General features: G+C 69.8%; 13 protein-coding genes. 9 read left to right on the top strand and 4 right to left on the bottom strand.

Going from position 1 to position 19,098, the window contains the following annotated elements; genetic code table 11:
- Positions 1-73 precede the first annotated feature (73 nt).
- The 7 genes from AB0I51_RS10075 (at position 74) to AB0I51_RS10045 (ending at position 11,018) form a co-directional block, all read left to right on the top strand.
- Positions 74-1,765, top strand: coding sequence for an extracellular solute-binding protein (locus tag AB0I51_RS10075; protein ID WP_362973272.1), 1,692 nt, complete (start codon positions 74-76; stop codon positions 1,763-1,765).
- A gap of 27 nt (positions 1,766-1,792) precedes the next feature.
- Positions 1,793-2,827, top strand: a complete 1,035-nt coding sequence (locus tag AB0I51_RS10070) for an ABC transporter permease subunit (protein WP_362973270.1) — start codon at positions 1,793-1,795, stop codon at positions 2,825-2,827.
- A complete protein-coding gene (locus AB0I51_RS10065) occupies positions 2,824-3,777 on the top strand; it encodes a carbohydrate ABC transporter permease (protein WP_362973268.1) in 954 nt (317 codons plus the stop codon). The genes AB0I51_RS10070 and AB0I51_RS10065 overlap by 4 nt, the downstream gene beginning before the upstream one ends.
- 103 nt (positions 3,778-3,880) lie before the next feature.
- Positions 3,881-6,076: a 1,4-beta-glucanase gene (locus AB0I51_RS10060; protein WP_362973266.1), complete on the top strand. Its 2,196-nt coding sequence runs from the start codon at positions 3,881-3,883 to the stop codon at positions 6,074-6,076.
- Complete coding sequence (locus AB0I51_RS10055) at positions 6,076-8,046, top strand: beta-galactosidase (protein WP_362973264.1); 1,971 nt, start codon at positions 6,076-6,078, stop codon at positions 8,044-8,046. The genes AB0I51_RS10060 and AB0I51_RS10055 overlap by 1 nt, the downstream gene beginning before the upstream one ends.
- Entirely contained in the window at positions 8,043-10,268 is a 2,226-nt protein-coding gene (locus tag AB0I51_RS10050; protein WP_362973262.1) for a glycoside hydrolase N-terminal domain-containing protein, read from the top strand. The genes AB0I51_RS10055 and AB0I51_RS10050 overlap by 4 nt, the downstream gene beginning before the upstream one ends.
- Positions 10,269-10,304: 36 nt before the next feature.
- Positions 10,305-11,018 (top strand): hypothetical protein, encoded by a 714-nt coding sequence (locus AB0I51_RS10045; protein ID WP_362973260.1) that lies wholly within the window; start codon positions 10,305-10,307, stop codon positions 11,016-11,018.
- A gap of 49 nt (positions 11,019-11,067) precedes the next feature.
- On the opposite strand, the gene AB0I51_RS10040 is transcribed toward AB0I51_RS10045, so the two are convergent.
- The 4 genes from AB0I51_RS10040 to AB0I51_RS10025 form a co-directional block, all read right to left on the bottom strand.
- Positions 11,068-12,255, bottom strand: a complete 1,188-nt coding sequence (locus tag AB0I51_RS10040; protein WP_362973258.1) for a sulfotransferase — start codon at positions 12,253-12,255, stop codon at positions 11,068-11,070.
- Between the two features lie 104 nt (positions 12,256-12,359).
- On the bottom strand, positions 12,360-12,722 hold the full coding sequence (locus AB0I51_RS10035; protein WP_362973256.1) for a hypothetical protein: 363 nt from the start codon (positions 12,720-12,722) through the stop codon (positions 12,360-12,362).
- A 105-nt stretch (positions 12,723-12,827) separates the two neighbouring features.
- A complete protein-coding gene (locus tag AB0I51_RS10030) occupies positions 12,828-14,876 on the bottom strand; it encodes a TIM-barrel domain-containing protein (RefSeq protein ID WP_362973254.1) in 2,049 nt (682 codons plus the stop codon).
- A 95-nt stretch (positions 14,877-14,971) separates the two neighbouring features.
- On the bottom strand, positions 14,972-15,985 hold the full coding sequence (locus tag AB0I51_RS10025) for a LacI family DNA-binding transcriptional regulator (protein ID WP_362973252.1): 1,014 nt from the start codon (positions 15,983-15,985) through the stop codon (positions 14,972-14,974).
- Between the two features lie 254 nt (positions 15,986-16,239).
- Between AB0I51_RS10025 and AB0I51_RS10020 the strand changes: the two genes are divergently transcribed.
- Positions 16,240-17,049: an endo-1,4-beta-glucanase gene (locus AB0I51_RS10020; RefSeq protein WP_362973250.1), complete on the top strand. Its 810-nt coding sequence runs from the start codon at positions 16,240-16,242 to the stop codon at positions 17,047-17,049.
- A gap of 111 nt (positions 17,050-17,160) precedes the next feature.
- On the top strand, positions 17,161-19,092 hold the full coding sequence (locus AB0I51_RS10015) for an acyl-CoA dehydrogenase family protein (RefSeq protein ID WP_362973248.1): 1,932 nt from the start codon (positions 17,161-17,163) through the stop codon (positions 19,090-19,092).
- The last annotated feature ends 6 nt before the right edge of the window (positions 19,093-19,098 follow it).

Here is a 19,098-nt window from a genome sequence, read left to right as displayed (position 1 = left end):
CTGTTCCACTCAAGACACCGCAGCCGACGGCTCCACCGCCGGGTGTCCTGGTGCGCCATGAAGGGTTGACGCAATGACGCCGAACGCCTCCGCCGCCTCCGCTCCCAGCCGGAGAAGCTTCCTCGCCTCCACGGCGGTCGTCGCCGCAGCGGTGGCGGGAGGGGTACCGCTGCTCTCCGCCTGTGGCGCCTCGGACAGCGGCTCGGGCGGGGGCAGTTCGGAGGGCAAGGGCGTCAAGAAGCTGCTGCCCGCGTTCGTGGCCAGCAACGTGGTGACCCCGGACCTCCCCTCCAAGAACGGCTCGGCGATCGGCTTCACCAGCAAGCTCGACCTCGCCACGCTGAAGACCTCGGTGCCGAAGAAGCTCGGCAAGGGCGGCAAGGTCTCCATCATGTCGCCGTTCTGGGGCTCCCCGCCGAAGAGCGACAACGCCTACTACAAGGCGATGAACGCGCTGATCGGCGTCGACGTGGCCTGGCAGAACCAGGACGGCAACACCTACGACCAGAAGCTCGGCGCGGTACTCGCCTCCAGCGACATCCCGGACGTCGTGGTCGTCCCCGGCTGGAACATGGGCGGCAAGATACCCAGCGCCATCATCGGCAAGTTCGCCGACCTCGGCCCCTACCTCTCCGGCGACAAGGTCAAGGACTACCCGAACCTCGCGGCGATCCCGACGGACGCCTGGCAACGCTCCGTATTCGGCGGCAAGCTGCGCGGTCTGCCGCAGCCGTCCCCGTACGTCACCGGCATCGTGCCCCTGTACCGCAAGGACATCTTCGACAAGGAGGGGTACCAAGTCCCCACCTCCGCGGACGAGTTCATGGCGCTGTGCAAGGAGATCACCAACGCCAAGGCCAAGCGGTGGGCCTGCCTCGACATGAAGTGGACGGCCTTCCAGGTCTTCGGCGTGCTCTCGGGCAGCGAGAAGCCGCTCGGCTGGAACCTCGTCGACGGCAAACTGATCAACCGCATCGAGACCCCCGAGTACCTCGAAGCGCTGGAGTGGACCCGCAAGCTCTTCGCCGCCGGATACGTCCACCCGGACGCCAGGCTGGGCAAGAGCGCGGCCACCGACCCGGGCCCCAAGTTCGCGGCAGGTGAGTTCCTCATCTACGCCAACAACATCTCGCAGTGGTGGAGCCGCACCGCCGAACAGGCCACCCAGAACCCGGCCTACAAGATCTGGGGCATGGACATCTTCGGCCACGACGGCGGCAACCCGAACCTCTGGGCCGAACAGCCCGCCGGCATCTTCGCCTTCATCAGCAAGAAGGCCTCCGAGTCCGTGATCCGCGACGCGCTGGCTGTCGCCAACGTCACCGCCGCGCCGTACGGCACCAAGGAGTACATGCTCACCAACTACGGCGTGGAGGGCACTCATTACACCGTCAAGAACGGCGTGCCCACCAAGACCGACCAGGGCAACAACGAGGTCATCAACGCCTACGTCATGGTCGCCAGCCCAGCCGCTACGATCGCCCACCCCGACTTCCCCGACGTCGCCAAGGCGCAGGTCGAGTGGCAGCAGCGGATGGGCGCCTTCACGAAGAAGTCCAGCTTCTACGGCCAGCAGATCACCGAGCCGAGCCGCTACACCAACCTCTCCAACGACTTCGAGCAGTTGGAGGACGACATCACCCGGGGCCGCAAGAAGATCAGCGACATGCAGCAGGCCGTGTCCGACTGGAAGAGCAAGGGTGGCGACCAACTCCGCGCCTGGTACCAGAAGTTGCTCGACGACAACGGCACCGCGACGAGCTGACCCGGTACCGAGGCAAGGAGAACGGCCGTGTCCCACAGCACGGTGCCTCGGAGCAGGACCGAGGCCGACACGACGGGCCCGACCCCGGTGGCGTCCGGCGGCGCCACCGGCACCCGGCACAACCGCCCCAAGGGAAAGCTGAGTTGGCGCCTCAGGTTCAGACGCGACCGCGTCCTGCTCCTGATGACCCTGCCGGCCGTCCTGCTCATCCTGGTCTTCAACTACCTGCCGATCCTCGGCAACATCGTCGCCTTCGAGGACTACGACCCCTACGCCAGCGACAACGGCATCGTCTCGATGCTGCACAGCCCCTGGGTCGGGCTGGAGAACTTCCAGCAGATCTTCGCGGACTCCGCGTTCTGGAACGCCGTACAGAACACGCTCGTCCTGTTCTTCCTCCAGCTGATCCTCTTCTTCCCGATCCCGATCCTGCTGGCGCTGCTCATCAACAGCGTGGTCAGGCCCCGGGTCCGGGCGCTCTCCCAGGCCATCCTCTACCTCCCGCACTTCTTCTCCTGGGTGCTGGTCATCGCCGTCTTCCAGCAACTCCTGGGCGGGGCCGGGCTGTTCTCGCAACTCCTGCGGCAACACGGCTTCGACGGCCTCGACGTGATGACCGACCCCAACACGTTCAAGTTCCTCGTCACCGCGCAGAGCGTGTGGAAGGACGCGGGCTGGGGGATCATCGTCTTCCTCGCCGCGCTGTCCTCCGTCAGCCCCGACCTGTACGAGGCCGCCGCGATGGACGGCGCCGGCCGCTGGCGCCGGATGTGGCACGTCACGCTGCCCGCGCTCCGGCCGGTGATCGCGCTCCTGCTGGTGCTGCGCGTGGGCGACGCGCTGACCGTCGGCTTCGAACAGATCCTGCTCCAACGCGACGCCGTCGGGCCGGGAGCGGCGGAGGTCCTCGACACCTTCGTCTGGTGGAACGGCGTCCGCAACCAGGACTTCGGCTACGCCGCCGCGGCCGGACTCGTCAAGGGCGTGATCAGCCTCGGCCTGGTCCTCGCCGCGAACAAAGTGGCCCACCTCATGGGCGAGCAGGGGGTGTACAAGAAATGACCGCCGTCATCGACAAACCCGTCAGGCCCGCCAAGTCCGTACGGCAGCGCGGCCGTTGGGCCGCGCCGCCCCGGCCGACCTGGGAGGAGGAACCCAGCAGGGCCGGCCTCGCGGGCAAGGGGCTCGTCCTCACCCTCGCCTGTCTCGGCATCCTCTTCCCGCTCTGGATCGTCCTCGTCACCAGCCTCTCCTCCCGCAAGACCATCGACCAGGCGGGCGGCCTCGTCATGGTGCCCAAGGGCATCACCTTCATCGCCTACAAGGAACTCCTCAGCGGCGGCCAGGTCACCCGCGCGGCGGTCATCAGCGTCCTCATCACCCTCGTCGGCACGGCGTTCTCCATGACGGTGTCCGTCCTGTGCGCCTACGGCCTCTCCCGCATCGGCTCGCTCGGGCACCGGTGGATCCTGATGCTGCTGCTCGCCACGATGTTCTTCAGCGCCGGGCTCATTCCGACCTACCTGCTGGTGCAGTCGCTCGGTCTCACCGACAGCTATCTCGCGCTGATCCTGCCGAGTGCGCTCAGCGTCTTCAACATCCTTGTGCTGCGAGGGTTCTTCATGGGCATCTCGCAGGAACTCGTCGACAGCGCGCGGATCGACGGCGCGGGTGACTTCCGGATTCTCTGGCAGATCGTGATGCCGCTGTCCCGTGCGGTGCTTGCGGTCATCACGCTGTTCTACGCCGTGGGTTACTGGAGCGCCTGGTTCAACGCGTCCCTGTATCTCAACGACCAGGACATGATGCCGCTGCAGAACGTCATGATCCAGCTGGTGCAGAAACAGGAGGCTCCGGTGGGGCTCGGCCAGGCGATCAAGACGGGGGAGTTGTCGGGGCTGGCCGTGCAGATGGCGGTCATGGTGATGGCTTTGCTGCCGGTGGCCGTCCTTTCGCCGTTCGTGCAGCGGCATTTCAAGAAGGGGATGTTGACGGGGGCCGTCAAGGGCTGAATCGGTTGTTCGTTGTCTGCGGTGCGTGGGGGCTGGTCGCGCAGTTCCCCGCGCCCCTAAGAGAAACTCCCCTGACCGTATTCTTTGTAGAGCGAGGTATGTCATGCGAGCGTCGGAAATAAGCAGGCGGGCCGTTCTGGCGGGCAGCGCCGCCATTGCTGCGCTTGCCACCGTGCCGGGCGTCACCACCACGGCGCACGCAGCGGCAGCCACCCCTTCCTACCGCTGGCGCAACGCCACCATCGGCGGCACCGGATTCGTCACCGGCGTCCTCTTCCACCCCTCCGTACGCGGCCTCGCCTACGCCCGTACCGACATCGGCGGCGCCTACCGCTGGGACGACCGGACCGCCCGCTGGACCCCCCTCACCGATCAACTCGGCTGGGACGACTCGAATCTCCTCGGGGTGGAGGCCCTGGCCGTCGACCCGGCGCATCCGGACCGGCTTTACCTCGCGGTCGGCACCTATGCCCAGTCCTGGGCGAGCAACGGAGCCGTCCTGCGCTCAGAGGACCGGGGCGCCTCCTGGACCCGCACCGACCTCGCCGTGAAGCTCGGTGGCAACGAGGACGGGCGCGGTGCCGGGGAGCGGCTGCTCGTGGATCCGCGTGACAGTGACACCCTGTGGCTCGGCACCCGGCACGACGGACTGCTCAAGTCGGCCGACCGGGGCGCCACTTGGACGGCCGTCGGCGACTTCCCGGCCGCCCCGAGCGCGAGCGGCCAGGGCGTCACCTTCCTCGTCGCCGTCGGTCGTGCCGTCTACGCCGGGTGGGGCGACGGCGACGGCACCTCGTCCGCCGTCAACCTCTACCGCACCACGGACGGCAGCGCGTGGGAGGCCGTCCCCGGGCAGCCCACCGGTACCTCCGCCAAGGTCCCGATCCGTGCCGCGTACGACGCCCGCGCCCGCGAGCTGTATGTGACGTACGCCGACGCACCCGGGCCCAACGGGCAGTCCGCCGGCAGTGTTCACAGGCTCGCGCCCGCCACCGGGCGCTGGACGGACGTCACCCCCGCCCAGCCCGGCGGCAGCGACACCTTCGGCTACGGCGGGGTCGCCGTCGACGCCCGCCGCGCGGGCACCGTCGTCGTCTCCACCAACAACCGCTGGGCGGCCGTGGACACCCTGTACCGGACCACCGACGGCGGCCTCACCTGGACGTCCCTCAAGGACTCCGCCGTCTTCGACGTGTCCGAGACTCCTTTCCTCAAGTGGGGTGCGGACCAGCCGAAGTTCGGCTGGTGGATCCAGGCCGTCGCCGTCGACCCGTACGACTCCAAGCACGTCGTGTACGGCACCGGTGCCACCCTCTACGGCACCCGTGACCTCACCCACTGGGCACCGCGGATCCGCGGCCTGGAGGAGACGTCCGTGGTCCAGCTGATCTCGCCCCCGGTCGGGGAGGCGCACTTGATCAGCGCCTCGCGGGACATCGGCGTGATGTACCACGAGCGGCTCACGGCGTCTCCGTCGCGCGGCATGGCGACGAACCCCGTGTTCGGGTCGGCGACGGGGATCGCGCAGGCCGCGGGCAGGCCGGCGTATGTCGTCCGCACGGGCTGGGGCGACAACGGCAACGGCGCACACTCGGGCGACGGCGGCCGGACCTGGGCGCCCTTCGCTGCCCAGCCCTCCATCGCCCACGACGCACCGGGGCCCATCGCGACCAGCGCCGACGGCGGTACGCTGCTGTGGTCCTTCGTGCACTGGGACGGCACGAAGTACGCGGCTCACCGCTCGGCGGACAACGGCGCGACCTGGTCCGAGGTCTCCTCCTTCCCGAAGGGCGCCACGCCGGTCGCCGACCCGGCCGACCCGACGCTCTTCTACGCATACGACACCGACACAGGAACGCTGTACGCCAGCACTGACAGTGGCCTCTCGTTCACTGCGCGTGCGGGCGGACTGCCCGCCGGGGACAGTCAGTTCCAGCTGGTCGCGGCGCCGGGCAGGTCCGGTGACCTGTGGCTGAGCGTGAAGTGGAACGGTCTCTACCGGTCCGTCGACGGCGGCGCGAGCTTCAGCAAGGTCGCCAGCTGCTGGGCCTCCTACACCCTCGGCTTCGGCAGACCCGCCCCCGGCGCCGACTACCCGGCGATCTATCAGGTCGGTTCGACCGAGACCATCACGGCCGTCTACCGCTCCGACGACGAGGCGAAGACCTGGGTACGGATCAACGACGACCGGCACCAGTGGGGCTGGACCGGGCAGTGCGTCACCGGTGACCCGCGCGTGTACGGCCGGGTCTACCTCGCCACCAACGGGCGCGGCATCCAGTACGGGGAGCGGATCTGATGCCTCAGCTCGGTGACGCCACCCGTGGCCGCGTCCTCTTCGGCGGCGACTACAACCCCGAACAGTGGCCCGAGGAGACCTGGTACGAGGACGTCCGGCTGATGAAGGACGCCGGCGTCAACTCCGTCACCCTCGGCGTCTTCTCCTGGGCCAGGCTCGAACCCGAGCCGGGGGCAAGGGAGTTCGGCTGGCTCGACCGGCTGATGGATCTGATGCACGACAGCGGGATCGGCGTCGTCCTCGCCACCCCCACCTCCTCCCCGCCCCCGTGGCTCGGCCGCCTCCACCCCGAGACGCTGCCCCGCGACGCCGACGGCCGTATCGAGTGGTGGGGCGGACGTCAGCACTTCTCGCACTCCAGCGCTGTCTACCGCCGGCACGCCGCCGCCATCACCGAGGCCCTGGCCGCCCGTTACGCCGGCCACCCCGCCCTCACCATGTGGCACATCAACAACGAGTACTGCACCTTCGACTACGGCGACGAGGCCGCCGTCGCCTTCCGCCGCTGGCTGCGCGCGAAGCACGGCACGCTCGACGCCCTCAACTCCGCCTGGGGCACGGCGTTCTGGAGCCAGGGCTACGACACCTGGGACGGCATCCTGCCCCCGCGCCACGCCCACTACCTCAACAACCCCACCCACGTGCTCGACTTCCGGCGCTTCACCTCCGACATGCTCCTGGAGTGCTGCACCGCCGAGCGCGACATCGTCCGCCGGTACACCCCGCACCTTCCGGTCACCACCAACTTCATGCCGCTGTGGGTCGGCCAGGACGGCTGGCGCTGGTCCGAGGAGGAGGACGTCGTCTCGGTCGACCTCTATCCCGATCCGCGCGACCCGCTCGGCGCCCAAAGCGCCGCCCTCGTCCAGGACTTGACCCGCTCGCAGGCGCGCGGCCCGTGGATGCTCATGGAGCAGGCGGCCGGGCCGGTCAACTGGCGCGGGGTGAACCACCCGAAGCCGCGCGGCCTCAACCGCCTCTGGTCCCTCCAGGCCGTGGCCCGGGGCGCCGACGCCGTCTGCTACTTCCAGTGGCGCCAGTCCCGGCAGGGCGCCGAGAAGTTCCACTCCGGGATGCTCAGCCACGCGGGGGAGCGGGGCCGAACCTTCCAGGAGGTCAAACAGCTCGGCGCCGAACTCGCCCGCATCGGCGGCGAGGTGACAGGTACTCATATCCGCGCAGACATCGCGATCCTGCACGACTGGCACGCCTGGTGGGCCGGCGCGCAGGACGGCCGTCTCTCCACCGAGGTCGACCACCCCGAGGTCGTCCGTGCCTGGCACCGCGCCCTCTGGGAGTCCCACCTCACCACCGACTTCGCCCACCCCGAACACGACCTGTCCGCCTACGAGTTGGTGGTCGTACCGCAGCTCTATCTCCTCACCGACACCGCCGTCGACAACCTCCTCGCCTACGTCCGCGGCGGCGGCACCCTCGTCTGCGGCTTCCTCACGGGGATCGCCGACGAGGACGACCGGGTACGGCCCGGCGGCATGGACGCCCGGCTCCGCGAGCTGTTCGGCATCCGCACCCTGCACGAGTGGTGGCCGCTGGACCCGGAGGAGACAGTCGAGTGCGAGGGCTTCCGCGGGACGCTCTGGTCGGAGGAGATCGAGCCCGAGGACGGGGCCGCCGACGAGGCGATCCCATACAAGGGCGGGGAGTTGGAAGGGCTGCCGGCCGTGCTGCGCAAGGGCCGGGCCTGGTACGTCTCCACGCTCCCCGAGCCGTACGCGCTCCGTACCCTGCTCGCCCGGGTCGCCGCCGATGCGGGGATCCGCCCGGTGCTCGAAGGGCTTCCGGTGGGCGTCGAGGCCGTACGACGCGGCGAGCTGCTGTTCCTCCTGAACCACGGGCGCGAACCGATGACCGTCGAAGTCCCGGGCCGCAACGAGGACTTGCTCACCGGCGCGACCGTCGAGGGAGAACTCACGCTCGGCCGCTACGGGGTGGCGGTGCTACGGCCATGACGGGTGGGTCCGCAGCTGAGAGCGCCGTCCACGGCACCTGGGAACCCCTCCCCGCCGCTCGCTGGGAGGACGCCTTCCTGAGCGGCAACGGCCGCCACGGCGCGCTCGTGTTCGGTGATCCGGACGACGACCGTGTCATCGTCACCCATCACACCCTCGTTCGCCCGAACGGCGCCGAGCACGCCAGGCCCCCTCACCTCGCCGCCCGACTCCCCGCGCTCCAGGACCGGTTGCTCGCCGGTGACCTCACGGCCGCCGAGGACTTCACGGACGGCCGCCCGCTCCAGTGGGTCCAGCCTTTCCACCCGGCCTTCCGGACACGACTGCGCAGCCGGTCGACCGCCGGCGCGGAACGCGACTACCGCCGCTCCGTCGACTTCACCACCGGCGAGACCACCGCCCACCGCGGCGACCGGCGCAGCCGCGTCTTCGTCTCCCGCGCCGACGACGTGATCGTCCAGCACGTCACGGCCGCCGACCTCACCCTCGACCTCGCCCAGGAGCACCAACTTCCGGGTGCGCCCGCGGGGTTGTCCGTCGGCCATGGCACGCTCCTCACCCCCGACGGCGCCCTGCTCAACCTCCGAGTCCGCTACCCCGACAGCGACCACGCCTACACCGGGGTGACCCTGGCCGTGGTCACCGGCGGAACAACCCGACTCGCCCCGACCGGAGTTCGCGTCACCGGCGCCACCGAGGTCCTGCTCCTCACCCGGGTACGACGCCACACCGGAGAACTGGACGTCGCGGCGGAGACCCGAGCCCTGCAGGCCCTGCTGCCCGACGAGCGGCAGCCCTACGACACCCTCCTCGACCGGCATCTCGCCCTCCACCGCACGGCCTACAGCCGCGTCACCCTCGATCTGCGGGCCGACGCCACCGAACGTGCCCTACCCGGCTCCGAGTTGCTCAAGCACCCCGGTAGCCCCGCACTCCTGGAACGCCTCTTCGCCGCAGGCCGCCACCACCTCCTCTCCGCCAGCGGCCTGCTGCCGCCCCGCCTCACCGGACTGTGGACCGGCGACTGGAACACGGCCTGGTCCGGCGCGTTCACCAACGACGCGAACCTCAACCTCCAGACCGCCTCCGCCGCGAGCGCCGCCCTCCCCGAAGTCACGGACGCCCTGGCTTCCCTGATCCATCGTCAGCTCGACGACTGGCGGGAGAACGCTCGTGCCGTCTTCGGCGCCCGGGGCGTCGTCGCGCCCGCCCACAGCGACGGCGAGTCCGGGCTGTCGTACCACTTCAGCCGCGAGTACCCGCTGCAGCTGTGGACCGCCGGCGCCGACTGGCTGCTCAAGCCGCTCGTCGACCACGACGAGACGCGCGGCGCACGCGACCCCCGCACCGCCGCCGCACTCGCCGAAGTCGCCCTGTTCTACGAGGACTTCCTGACCCGCACCGACCAGGACGGGCAACTGGTCGTCGTCCCCTCCTACTCGCCCGAGAACCGTCCCGCGAACGGCAGTTGGGGCGCGGTCAACGCTGCGATGGACCTCTCCGCCGCCCGGCACGCGCTGCGGACCGCGGCCGACTACCACCCGGGCACCCCGGAGGCCGACCGATGGCGCGCTCTCGCCGACCGGCTCCCGCCGCACCGCGTCAACGCGGACGGCGCCCTGGCCGAATGGGCGTGGCCGGGCCTGGAGGACACCTACGACCACCGCCACCTCAGCCATCTCTACGGCGTCTGGCCCCTCGACGAGATCAACCCCTACGACACCCCGCGCCTCGCGTCCGCCGCGCACCGGGCGCTCCAACTCCGGGGCGCCGAGAACGATTCGGCGCACGGTCACCTCCACCACGCGCTCGTCGCCGCCCGCCTCCGCGACGGCGAACGGGTCGCGCACGCCCTCGGCCAGGTCCTCGACGGCGATTTCTTCCACGCCTCGCTGATGAGCGCGCACTACCCGAACCGCGACGTCTACAACGCGGACGCCGCGCACACCCTGCCCGGCGTGATCGTCGAGGCGCTGGTGCAGTCGACGCCGGACCGGCTGGTCCTGCTGCCTGCGCTGCCGGCGGCGTATCCACAGGGTCGACTCACCGGCATACGCACGAGGTTCGGGGCGGAACTCGATCTGACCTGGACGCCGGACACGACCGTGGCCGTCCTCCGGCCCTCCCGCACCCACCACGTCGAACTGCGGACTTCCTCCGGCACGCAGCCGCTCGAACTCGTCGCCGGAGAAGACCGCGTCCTCACCCTGGGGGCGCGGTAGCCACACGCAACTCCCCCCACCCATGGAAGGGACACCATGGCAACACGCACCCGCAGCAGGCTGATCACGGCTCTGCTGGCCCCCGCCCTGGCGCTCGGCGCCACCGTCGGGCTCGCCTCGGCCCCCGCCTCCGCCGCCGTCTGGAGCTCCTGCGACCAGTGGGGCAGCACGACCCTGAACGGCTACACGCTCTACAACGACATCTGGGGCTCCGGCGCCGGCACCCAGTGCATCTGGGCCAACTCCGGTACCAACTGGGGCGTCACCGCCAACCACCCCAACACCGGCGGTATCAAGGCCTACCCCAACGCCAAGAAGGTGATCGGCAAGTCGATCACCTCGCTCGGCTCGCTCAAGAGCAGCTACAACGTCACGGTGCCGTCGTCCGGCGCGTACAACACGTCGTACGACATCTGGGACACCAACTACGCCTACGAGATCATGCTCTGGGTCAACAAGACCGGCGCGGTCGGCCCGCTCGGCACCTCGCAGGGCAGCCTGACGCTGGGCGGTTCCACCTGGACCGTCTACAAGGGCAACAACGGCAGCAACGACGTGTTCTCGTTCGTGCGCAGCTCCAACTCCTCGTCCGGGACGATCGACATCCTGCCGATCCTCAAGTGGATCAAGGACACCAAGGGCTGGTTCGGCAACGTGACCATCGGGGACCTGCAGTTCGGCTTCGAGATCACGTCCTCGTCCGGCGGCCTGAACTTCACGACCAACAGTGAGAGCGTCACGAGTAGTTGATCGGTCCGACGGGCCGGTTCCTCGCCTTCCGCGGGGCCGGCCCGTTCGGTCATGCCGGATCGACCTCGGCGCGCAGGGCGTTGTAGTCCGCGAAGGCCGACTCGACGTCGGCGCGCGTGAGGCCGTAGCGGGCCAGGTCGTACTGGTGGGGGCGGGTGCCCTTGGGGCGGGCGGCGACCCGGGGGAGACGGGCCGCGTCGGCGTCGGTCCAGCGGGCGCCGACGGCCGAGTACAGCTTGGGGGCGCCCGCGGCCGGGTCGGTGCCGAGCCAGGAGTAGGGCACGTCCACCAGGGCGTCACGGGGGACCGCGGCACGGGCCGCGAGGCCGCGGGACGCGGAGCGGCTCAGCAGTTCCAGCCAGGTGGCGCCGATCGCGTGGAGGTCGAGTGGACTGGTGCTGACGGTCATGCCGTGCTCGACCAGACTGCAGAACGAGGCCACGACGGTGGCCGGATCGCGATGCGTCCACACGATCGTGGCGTCGGGGAAGACGGCGTGCAGAGCCTCCAGATTCTCCAGGTGCAGAGGGGACTTCAGCACCCAGCGGCGGCGCGGGCGGCCGTACTGGAGGACCTGGTAGACCTGTTTGAGGTGACGGTAGTCGGGGACGAAGTCCCGGGCGTCGTGCCAGGCCAGGTACTCCGGGATACGGGCCTGGGACAGGGGCATCACGGTGTGCGGGAGCGCGAACGTGCATTCCTCCGGGCCCTCGGGGCGCAGGCCGTGGATGTCGCGGAAACGCGGGGTGAACAGATCGATGCCGCCGACCAGCCGGCGCGCGGACGTGATCGCCTTCTCCCGCTGCTCGGCGCCGAGTTCGAGCCCGGGGGTGAGCAACTCCCAGAGCAGTGGACATCGGTGCTCGTCCGACAGGGACAGCACACCGTGGGTGAGCGTGGTGGCGGTGCGCGGCAGGCCCACCACGAACACCGGTCTGTCGACGGGTTCTTCGGCGATCTCCGGGTGCTCGGCGAGCAGGCGCCGGATGCGCGCCCGATTGGTGAGATGCCGGCCGACGTGCCCGCGTGCCGACAGCCAGCCGACCGGGGTGAGGTTCTCGGCACCCGCCCAACATCGCAGCAGGAACCGGAATTCGTCGGCGAATTGCTGATCACCGTCCGCCTGCCCGGCGTCGGCGAGCAGCCGGTCGAAGACGACGTCGGGCGTACGGCGGGAGCGGAAGCCCGGCCGGAGCAGCAGATTGGCCACGGTGCGGGCCGGAGGACCGGAGAACACGGCAGCGTGTTCCTTTCGCAGGGGGTGGGGAGAGGGACGATCTACCCTGTCCAACCACCATGCGATACCTGTGAGTTGAGAGATTTACCGGCAGGTAACTCCCATCAGGTCAGACGCCCGTCGGGCCGCTCCCGCTGGAAGAGCGCGGCCCCCCGGCAACCGACGGCGACCAGCGCGAGGACCTCGACTCCGGGGTTGACGTAACCGGGGACGACATCGGCGACGAAGTTGCCGCCGCCCTTCGTCTCGCATACGAAGCGGAGGGGGACGAAGTCCACGGAGTAGTCGGTGACGCTGAGGGCTCTCTCGTCGTACCACCAGTTCGCCGGGCGGCACGGCACCAGGGGTGACGAGTCGGTGCCGCCGTCCTCGGCGCTCAGGATCGCGCCCATGAGGTGGAGCAGGCCCCAGAGGTAGAGGGCGAGCGCGGCGAGGCCCGCCGCGGTGGCGAGCTGGCGGAAGGGCATCGGGTGAGTCCATCAGTACCGGAGGAGCCAGGCTGTGGCGGAGCCCACACTTCCGCACAACGGAAGCGTCACGGCCCAACCGCCTTATCCCATAGGGGAGTTCGGCTACTCCGCCACCGGCAGCGTCGCCCCGTCCCGCAGGAACAGCGGAATCCGGTCCAGCGGGGCGTCGACCGTGACGGCCGTGCCGCCCTCGTACGCCTCGCCCGTCCACGCGTCCGTCCACCAGGCGCCCGCCGGGAGATAGGCCGTACGGGCCGTGGCGCCCGCCGTCAGCACCGGCGCCACCAGCAGGTCGGGGCCGAAGAGATACGCGTCGTCGACCGACCAGGCCGCCGGGTCCCCGGGGAACTCCAGGAACAACGGCCGCATCACCGGCAGCCCCTCCTCGTGCGCTGCCCGCATCACGTCGAGGACGTAGGGCCTCAGGCGCTCGCGCAGCCGCAGGTACTTCTCCAGGATGGGGAGGGCCCGATCGCCGTACGACCAGACCTCGTTGGGGCCGCCCGTCATGTCGGGGCCGAGCGGCATGCCCGGGTCGCGGAAGCCGTGCAGGCGCATCAGCGGGGACAGCGCGCCGAACTGGAACCAGCGGACCATGACCTCCTGGTACTCCAGGTCGTCCGGGTCGCCGCCGTGGAAGCCGCCGATGTCCGTGTTCCACCAAGGAATGCCGGACAGCGCGGTGTTGAGACCGGCGGCTATCTGGCGGCGCAGGGTCGGGAAGTCGGTGCCGATGTCACCCGACCACAGCGCGGCGCCGTAGCGCTGACTGCCCGCCCACGCCGAGCGGTTGAGGGTGATGATCTCGTCGTCGGCCGAGCCGGAGGCCTGCAACCCCTCATGGAACGTACGGGAGTTCTCGGCCGGATAGAGGTTGCCGACCTCCAGGCCCGGGCCCGCCCAGTAGCGCAGGTTCTCCTGGAAGCCCGGCTTCAGTTCGGGCTCGCAGGCGTCCAGCCAGAAGGCCGTGATGCCGTACGGCACAAGGTAGTTGTCGCGGATCTTCGACCACAGGAACTCGCGGGCCCCGGGGTTGGTCGCGTCGTAGAAGGCGACCTGGACGGTCGACGCGACCCCCTTGTCCGGCCAGTCGGCGTGGGCCATCGGCCCGTACTGGGTGCCGATCAGAAACCCGCGCTGCTCCAGCACCGAGTGGTTCTCGCTGAGCGGGGAGACGGAGGGCCAGACGCTCACCACCAACTTGACGCCCATGTCGGCCAGTTCACGCACCATCGCCGCCGGGTCGGGCCACTCCGCCGGGTCGAACTTCCAGTCGCCCAGGTGCGTCCAGTGGAAGAAGTCGCAGACGATCGCCGAGAGGGGCAGTTCGCGTCGCTTGTACTCCCGTGCCACGGCGAGGAGTTCGGCCTGGGTGCGGTAGCGCAGCTTGCACTGCCAGAAGCCCGCCGCCCACTTCGGCAGCATCGGCGTACGGCCCGTCACCGCGCTGTAGCGGCGCTGGCCGTCGGCCGGGTCGCCCGCCGTGATCCAGTAGTCGATCTGCCGGGCCGAATCGGCCACCCAGCGCGTGCCGTTGCCGGCCAGCTCCACCCGGCCGATCGCCGGGTTGTTCCACAGCAGGGTGTAGCCGCGGCTGGAGACGAGCACCGGGATGCCGACCTCGGCGTTGCGCTGGACCAGGTCGAGGACCAGCCCCTTCTGGTCCAGCTTCCCGTGCTGGTGCTGCCCGAGGCCGTACAGCTTCTCGTTCTCGTAGGCGGCGAAGCGTTGTTCCAGGCGGTGATGGCCGTTGCCGACCGCCGTGTAGAGCCGCGAGCCGGGCCACCAGAAGTGGGCGCGGGCCTCCGCGAGGAGCTCGGCGGAGTCCTCGGTGCGCAGGAAGCGGATCAGGCCCTCGGCATCCACCTGGACGGTCAACGCGCCCACGGTCAGGGTCCCTTGGCCCTCCTCGATCTTGACGCTCGCCTCGGTGGGCGGCGCCTCGTCCAGGAGCGCGCCCGGCAGTCCGTCGAGCAGCGGACCGCCGAGCCGGGCCCGCACCCGGACCGCGTCGGGACCCCAGGGCTCGATCCGTACGGTCTCCTGGCGCCCACTCCACTCCAGCGCGCCGTCCCGCTCACGGAAGGTGCCGAGGGTGGGGGAGGACTGAGCGAGGCTGACCTTGGGCTGGTTTCCGGCAGGCTGATTCACGAGAGGGCTCCTGTGAGGAGTGCAGACATGGGAGTGCCCTGGCGGCGGCACAGGGGTGGAGCTCTGGGGTCGGAGGATCAGCGGATCGGAAAGGCTCAGGACCCGGCGGGCGCCGGCCCCGTACTCGCCCGCACCGTCAACTCCGGTGCGATCAGCACGACTTCGTCACTGCCTCGGCCGTCCAGCTTGGCCACCAGGTGCTCCACGGCGTAACGCCCCATCTCCTGCGCGGGGATGGCGACGGACGTCAGCCGCACCGAGGCCTGGGTGGCGACCTGGTCGGGGCAGACCGCGACCACCGACACGTCCTCCGGCACGGCCCGGCCCTGCTGGCGCAGCAGCGCGAGCAGCGGCTCGACCGCCGACTCGTTCTGTACGACGAAGCCCGTGGTGCCGGGGCGCTCGTCGAAGATCCGGGCCAGCGTGACCGCCATCGCGTCGTACCCGCCCTCGCACGGCCGGTGCAGTACCCGGAGGTCCAACTCCCGTGCGCGGGACCGGAGTCCGTCGAGGGTGCGCTCGGCGAAACCGGTGTGCCGCTCGTAGACCGCGGGCGCCTCGCCGATGACAGCGATGTCGTGGTGGCCGAGCTTCGCGAGGTGCTCGACGCACAGTGCGCCCGTCGCGCCGAAGTCGAGGTCGACGCAGGTCAGTCCGGTGGTGTCGGCGGGGAGGCCGATGAGCACGGACGGCTGGTCGGTGCCGCGCAGCAACGGCAGCCGCTCGTCGGCGAGTTCGACGTCCATCAGGATCATCGCGTCGGCGAGCCCGCTGCCGGTGACCCGGCGTACCGCGTCGGGACCCTCCTCGCCGGTGAGCAGCAGCACGTCGTAGCCGTGCAGTCGGGCGGTGGTCGCCACGGCGATGGCGATCTCCATCATCACCGGTACGTACATGTCGGTGCGCAACGGCACCATGAGCGCGATGATGTTCGACCGGCTGCTGGCCAGGGCGCGGGCGCCCGCGTTCGGGTGGTAGCCCAGCTCGCGGATGCTCTGCTCGACCCGCTGCCGGGTGGCTCCGGAGATGGACCGCTTGCCGCTGAGGACATAGCTCACCGTGCTCGCCGAGACTCCGGCGTGCTGGGCGACCTCGGCGAGGGTGACCATCCAGCTCTCCAAGCTTTGTGAAGCGCTTCGACAGTGCGCGTTGCTGACAAGGGCGGGTGAGGGTGGTTCGACATTAGCTTCAGGCGGTGTGGGTGTCCATAGGTTGTCGAAGCGCTTCGACGCTTTCTCGATACGGTCGGTCCGGTGAGATTCCCCGCGCGGGAAGGGCAACCTCCGGGCGGGTCGGTGGCCACTGAGAGGTCGCAACGGCCGCTGATGGGCCGTAGACGAACCGTCCCCCGGAAGGACCCCCGATGCAACACCGCAGACCCCGCTTCTCGAAGAAGGCGAAGGTGCTGGCCGCCGCCTCGGTGGCGCTCACGGCGCTCGCCGGCGTCACCGTCGCCCGGGCGGGCGAGTCGAGCAGGAAGTGCGGGGCCTTCGACACCGTCACGCTCGGCAAGTACTACGTGAACAACAACCTCTGGGGCCAGGACAAGGCCACCGGCAGCCAGTGCGTCTGGGACAACTCCCAGTCGGGGTCGACCATTTCGTGGGGTACGTCCTTCAGTTGGGCCAACAACAGCAAGGGCACCGACGCGGACGTGAAGTCCTACGCCAGTACCGTCCTCGGCTGGCACTGGGGCTGGAAGGTCGACAGGGCGACGACCGGACTGCCGATCCGGGTCGGCGACCGCAAGCCGGTGAAGACGACCTGGGACTTCGCGCTCAGCTCCAACCCCGGCACGCTCGATGTCGCCTACGACCTGTGGCTGCACTCCAAGAACACCGCCGACTGGGCCGACCGGCCCACCGACGAGATCATGATCTGGCTCAACCGGCAGGGCGGCGCGGGCCCGCTCGGCACCAAATACGGCAGCGTCAGCCTCGACGGCGCGATGTGGGACATCTACCAGGGCAACATCGGCTGGAACGTGTACTCCTTCGTCCGGCAGGCCAACACCACCAAGGCCACCCTCAACATCGACGACTTCACCCAGGCCCTGGTCCGCCGCAAGCTGCTGAGCAACGACAAGTACCTCTCCGGCATCGAGTCCGGAACCGAGGTCTTCAAGGGCTCGGGGCGCCTTGACACAAAGGCGTACTCCGTCGACATCGGCTGAACGGACGCACGAAGGGTGGCTGCTTCGCGGCGGATCGGGTAGATACGAACGGGTAGCACCCATCGGTAACCACAGAGCGCCGAGGGTCCGATTCGCGGCGAGGTGAGCCTCATGTCCGCTCCACCCAGCAAACCCACCGTCACCGAGCGAGAAGCCCGGCAGGTGGCGGAGGCCGCCCGGGAACAGGACTGGCGCAAGCCCAGCTTCGCCAAGGAACTGTTCCTCGGCCGCTTCCGGCTCGACCTCATCCACCCCCACCCGCTCCCGCCCGACGAGGACGTACGGCGCGGCGAGGAGTTCCTCGCCGAGCTGCGCGTCTTCTGCGAGACGCGGATCGACGCCGCCCGCATCGAGCGCGAAGCCCGTATCCCCGACGAGGTCATTGCCGGCCTCAAGGAGCTCGGTGCCCTCGGCATGAAGATCGACCCCAAGTACGGCGGCCTCGGCCTCACCCAGGTGTACTACAACAAGGCGCTGGCGCTGGTGGGCTCGGTCTGCCCGGCGGTCGGCGTGCTGCTCTCCGCGCATCAGTCGATCGGCGTACCGCAGCCGCTGAAACTCTTCGGCACCGACGAGCAGAAGGCCGAGTTCCTGCCCCGCTGCGCCCGCACCGACATCAGCGCCTTCCTGCTCACCGAACCGGACGTCGGCTCCGACCCGGCGCGCCTGGCGACCAGCGCTGTGCGGGACGGGGACGCGTACGTCCTCGACGGGGTGAAGCTGTGGACCACCAACGGCGTGGTCGCCGATCTGCTGGTCGTGATGGCCCGGGTGCCGAAGACCGAGGGCGGCAAGGGCGGGATCACGGCGTTCGTCGTGGAGGCCGACTCGCCCGGCATCACCGTCGAGAACCGCAACGCCTTCATGGGGCTGCGCGGCATCGAGAACGGCGTCACCCGCTTCCACCAGGTCCGGGTTCCGGCCGCGAACCGTATCGGCCCCGAGGGTGCGGGCCTGAAGATCGCCCTCACCACCCTCAACACCGGCCGCCTCTCCCTGCCCGCTTCCTGCGTCGCGGCCGGCAAGTGGTGCCTGAAGATCGCCCGCGAGTGGTCGGCGGCCCGTGAGCAGTGGGGCAGGCCGATCGCCGAGCACGAGGCCGTCGGCAAGAAGATCTCCTTCATCGCGGCGACGACCTTCGCCCTGGAGGCCGTACTCGACCTGTCCAGCCAGATGGCCGACGAGGACCGCAACGACATCCGCATCGAGGGCGCGCTCGCCAAGCTCTTCGCCTCCGAGATGGGCTGGCTGATGGCCGACGAGCTGGTCCAGATCCGCGGTGGCCGCGGCTTCGAGACGGCGGAGTCCCTCGCGGCCCGCGGCGAGAAGGCGGTCCCCGCCGAACAGGTCCTGCGCGACCTGCGCATCAACCGCATCTTCGAGGGCTCGACCGAGATCATGCACCTCCTCATCGCCCGCGAGGCCGTCGACGCCCACCTCACGGTCGCCGGCGACCTCATCGACCCGGACAAGTCCCTTTCGGACAAGGCGAAAGCGGGCGCCAACGCGGGCGTCTTCTACGCCAAGTGGCTCCCGAAGCTGGTCGCGGGCAGCGGCCAACTCCCGGGCACCTATGGCGAGTTCCGCCACGGCATCGACCTCTCCCGGCATCTGCGCTACGTCGAGCGAGGCGCCCGCAAACTGGCCCGCTCCACCTTCTACGCCATGTCCCGCTGGCAGGGCCGGATGGAGACCAAGCAGGGCTTCCTGGGCCGGATCGTCGACATCGGCGCGGAACTCTTCGCGATGAGCGCGGTCTGCGTACGGGCCGAACTCCTGCGCACCCAGGGCGATCACGGCCGCGAGGCCTACCAACTCGCCGACGCCTTCTGCCAGCAGTCCCGCATCCGGGTCGAGGAACTCTTCGGCCGGCTGTGGACCAACACCGACGACGTCGACCGCAAGGTGGTCAAGGGAGTCATGGGCGGCGCCTACACGTGGCTGGAGGAGGGCATCGTCGACCCGTCGGGCGACGGGCCCTGGATCGCCGACACGACCCCGGGCCCGTCCAAGGCGGAGAACGTGCACCGCCCCATCGACTGACCCCGG

It is taken from the genome of Streptomyces sp. NPDC050549 (assembly GCF_040655035.1).
Lineage (GTDB): Bacteria > Actinomycetota > Actinomycetes > Streptomycetales > Streptomycetaceae > Streptomyces.
This window is presented reverse-complemented; position numbering and strand designations above follow the sequence as displayed.

What these genes read in the sequence shown, in the direction of transcription:
- AB0I51_RS10035 (WP_362973256.1), bottom strand. Translation starts at nt 12,722, where the DNA reads ATGCCCTTCCGCCAGCTCGCCACCGCGGCGGGCCTCGCCGCGCTCGCC.
- AB0I51_RS10055 (WP_362973264.1), top strand. Translation starts at nt 6,076, where the DNA reads ATGCCTCAGCTCGGTGACGCCACCCGTGGCCGCGTCCTCTTCGGCGGC.
- AB0I51_RS10020 (WP_362973250.1), top strand. Translation starts at nt 16,240, where the DNA reads ATGCAACACCGCAGACCCCGCTTCTCGAAGAAGGCGAAGGTGCTGGCC.
- AB0I51_RS10045 (WP_362973260.1), top strand. Translation starts at nt 10,305, where the DNA reads ATGGCAACACGCACCCGCAGCAGGCTGATCACGGCTCTGCTGGCCCCC.
- AB0I51_RS10065 (WP_362973268.1), top strand. Translation starts at nt 2,824, where the DNA reads ATGACCGCCGTCATCGACAAACCCGTCAGGCCCGCCAAGTCCGTACGG.
- AB0I51_RS10060 (WP_362973266.1), top strand. Translation starts at nt 3,881, where the DNA reads ATGCGAGCGTCGGAAATAAGCAGGCGGGCCGTTCTGGCGGGCAGCGCC.
- AB0I51_RS10015 (WP_362973248.1), top strand. Translation starts at nt 17,161, where the DNA reads ATGTCCGCTCCACCCAGCAAACCCACCGTCACCGAGCGAGAAGCCCGG.
- AB0I51_RS10075 (WP_362973272.1), top strand. Translation starts at nt 74, where the DNA reads ATGACGCCGAACGCCTCCGCCGCCTCCGCTCCCAGCCGGAGAAGCTTC.
- AB0I51_RS10050 (WP_362973262.1), top strand. Translation starts at nt 8,043, where the DNA reads ATGACGGGTGGGTCCGCAGCTGAGAGCGCCGTCCACGGCACCTGGGAA.
- AB0I51_RS10025 (WP_362973252.1), bottom strand. Translation starts at nt 15,985, where the DNA reads ATGGTCACCCTCGCCGAGGTCGCCCAGCACGCCGGAGTCTCGGCGAGC.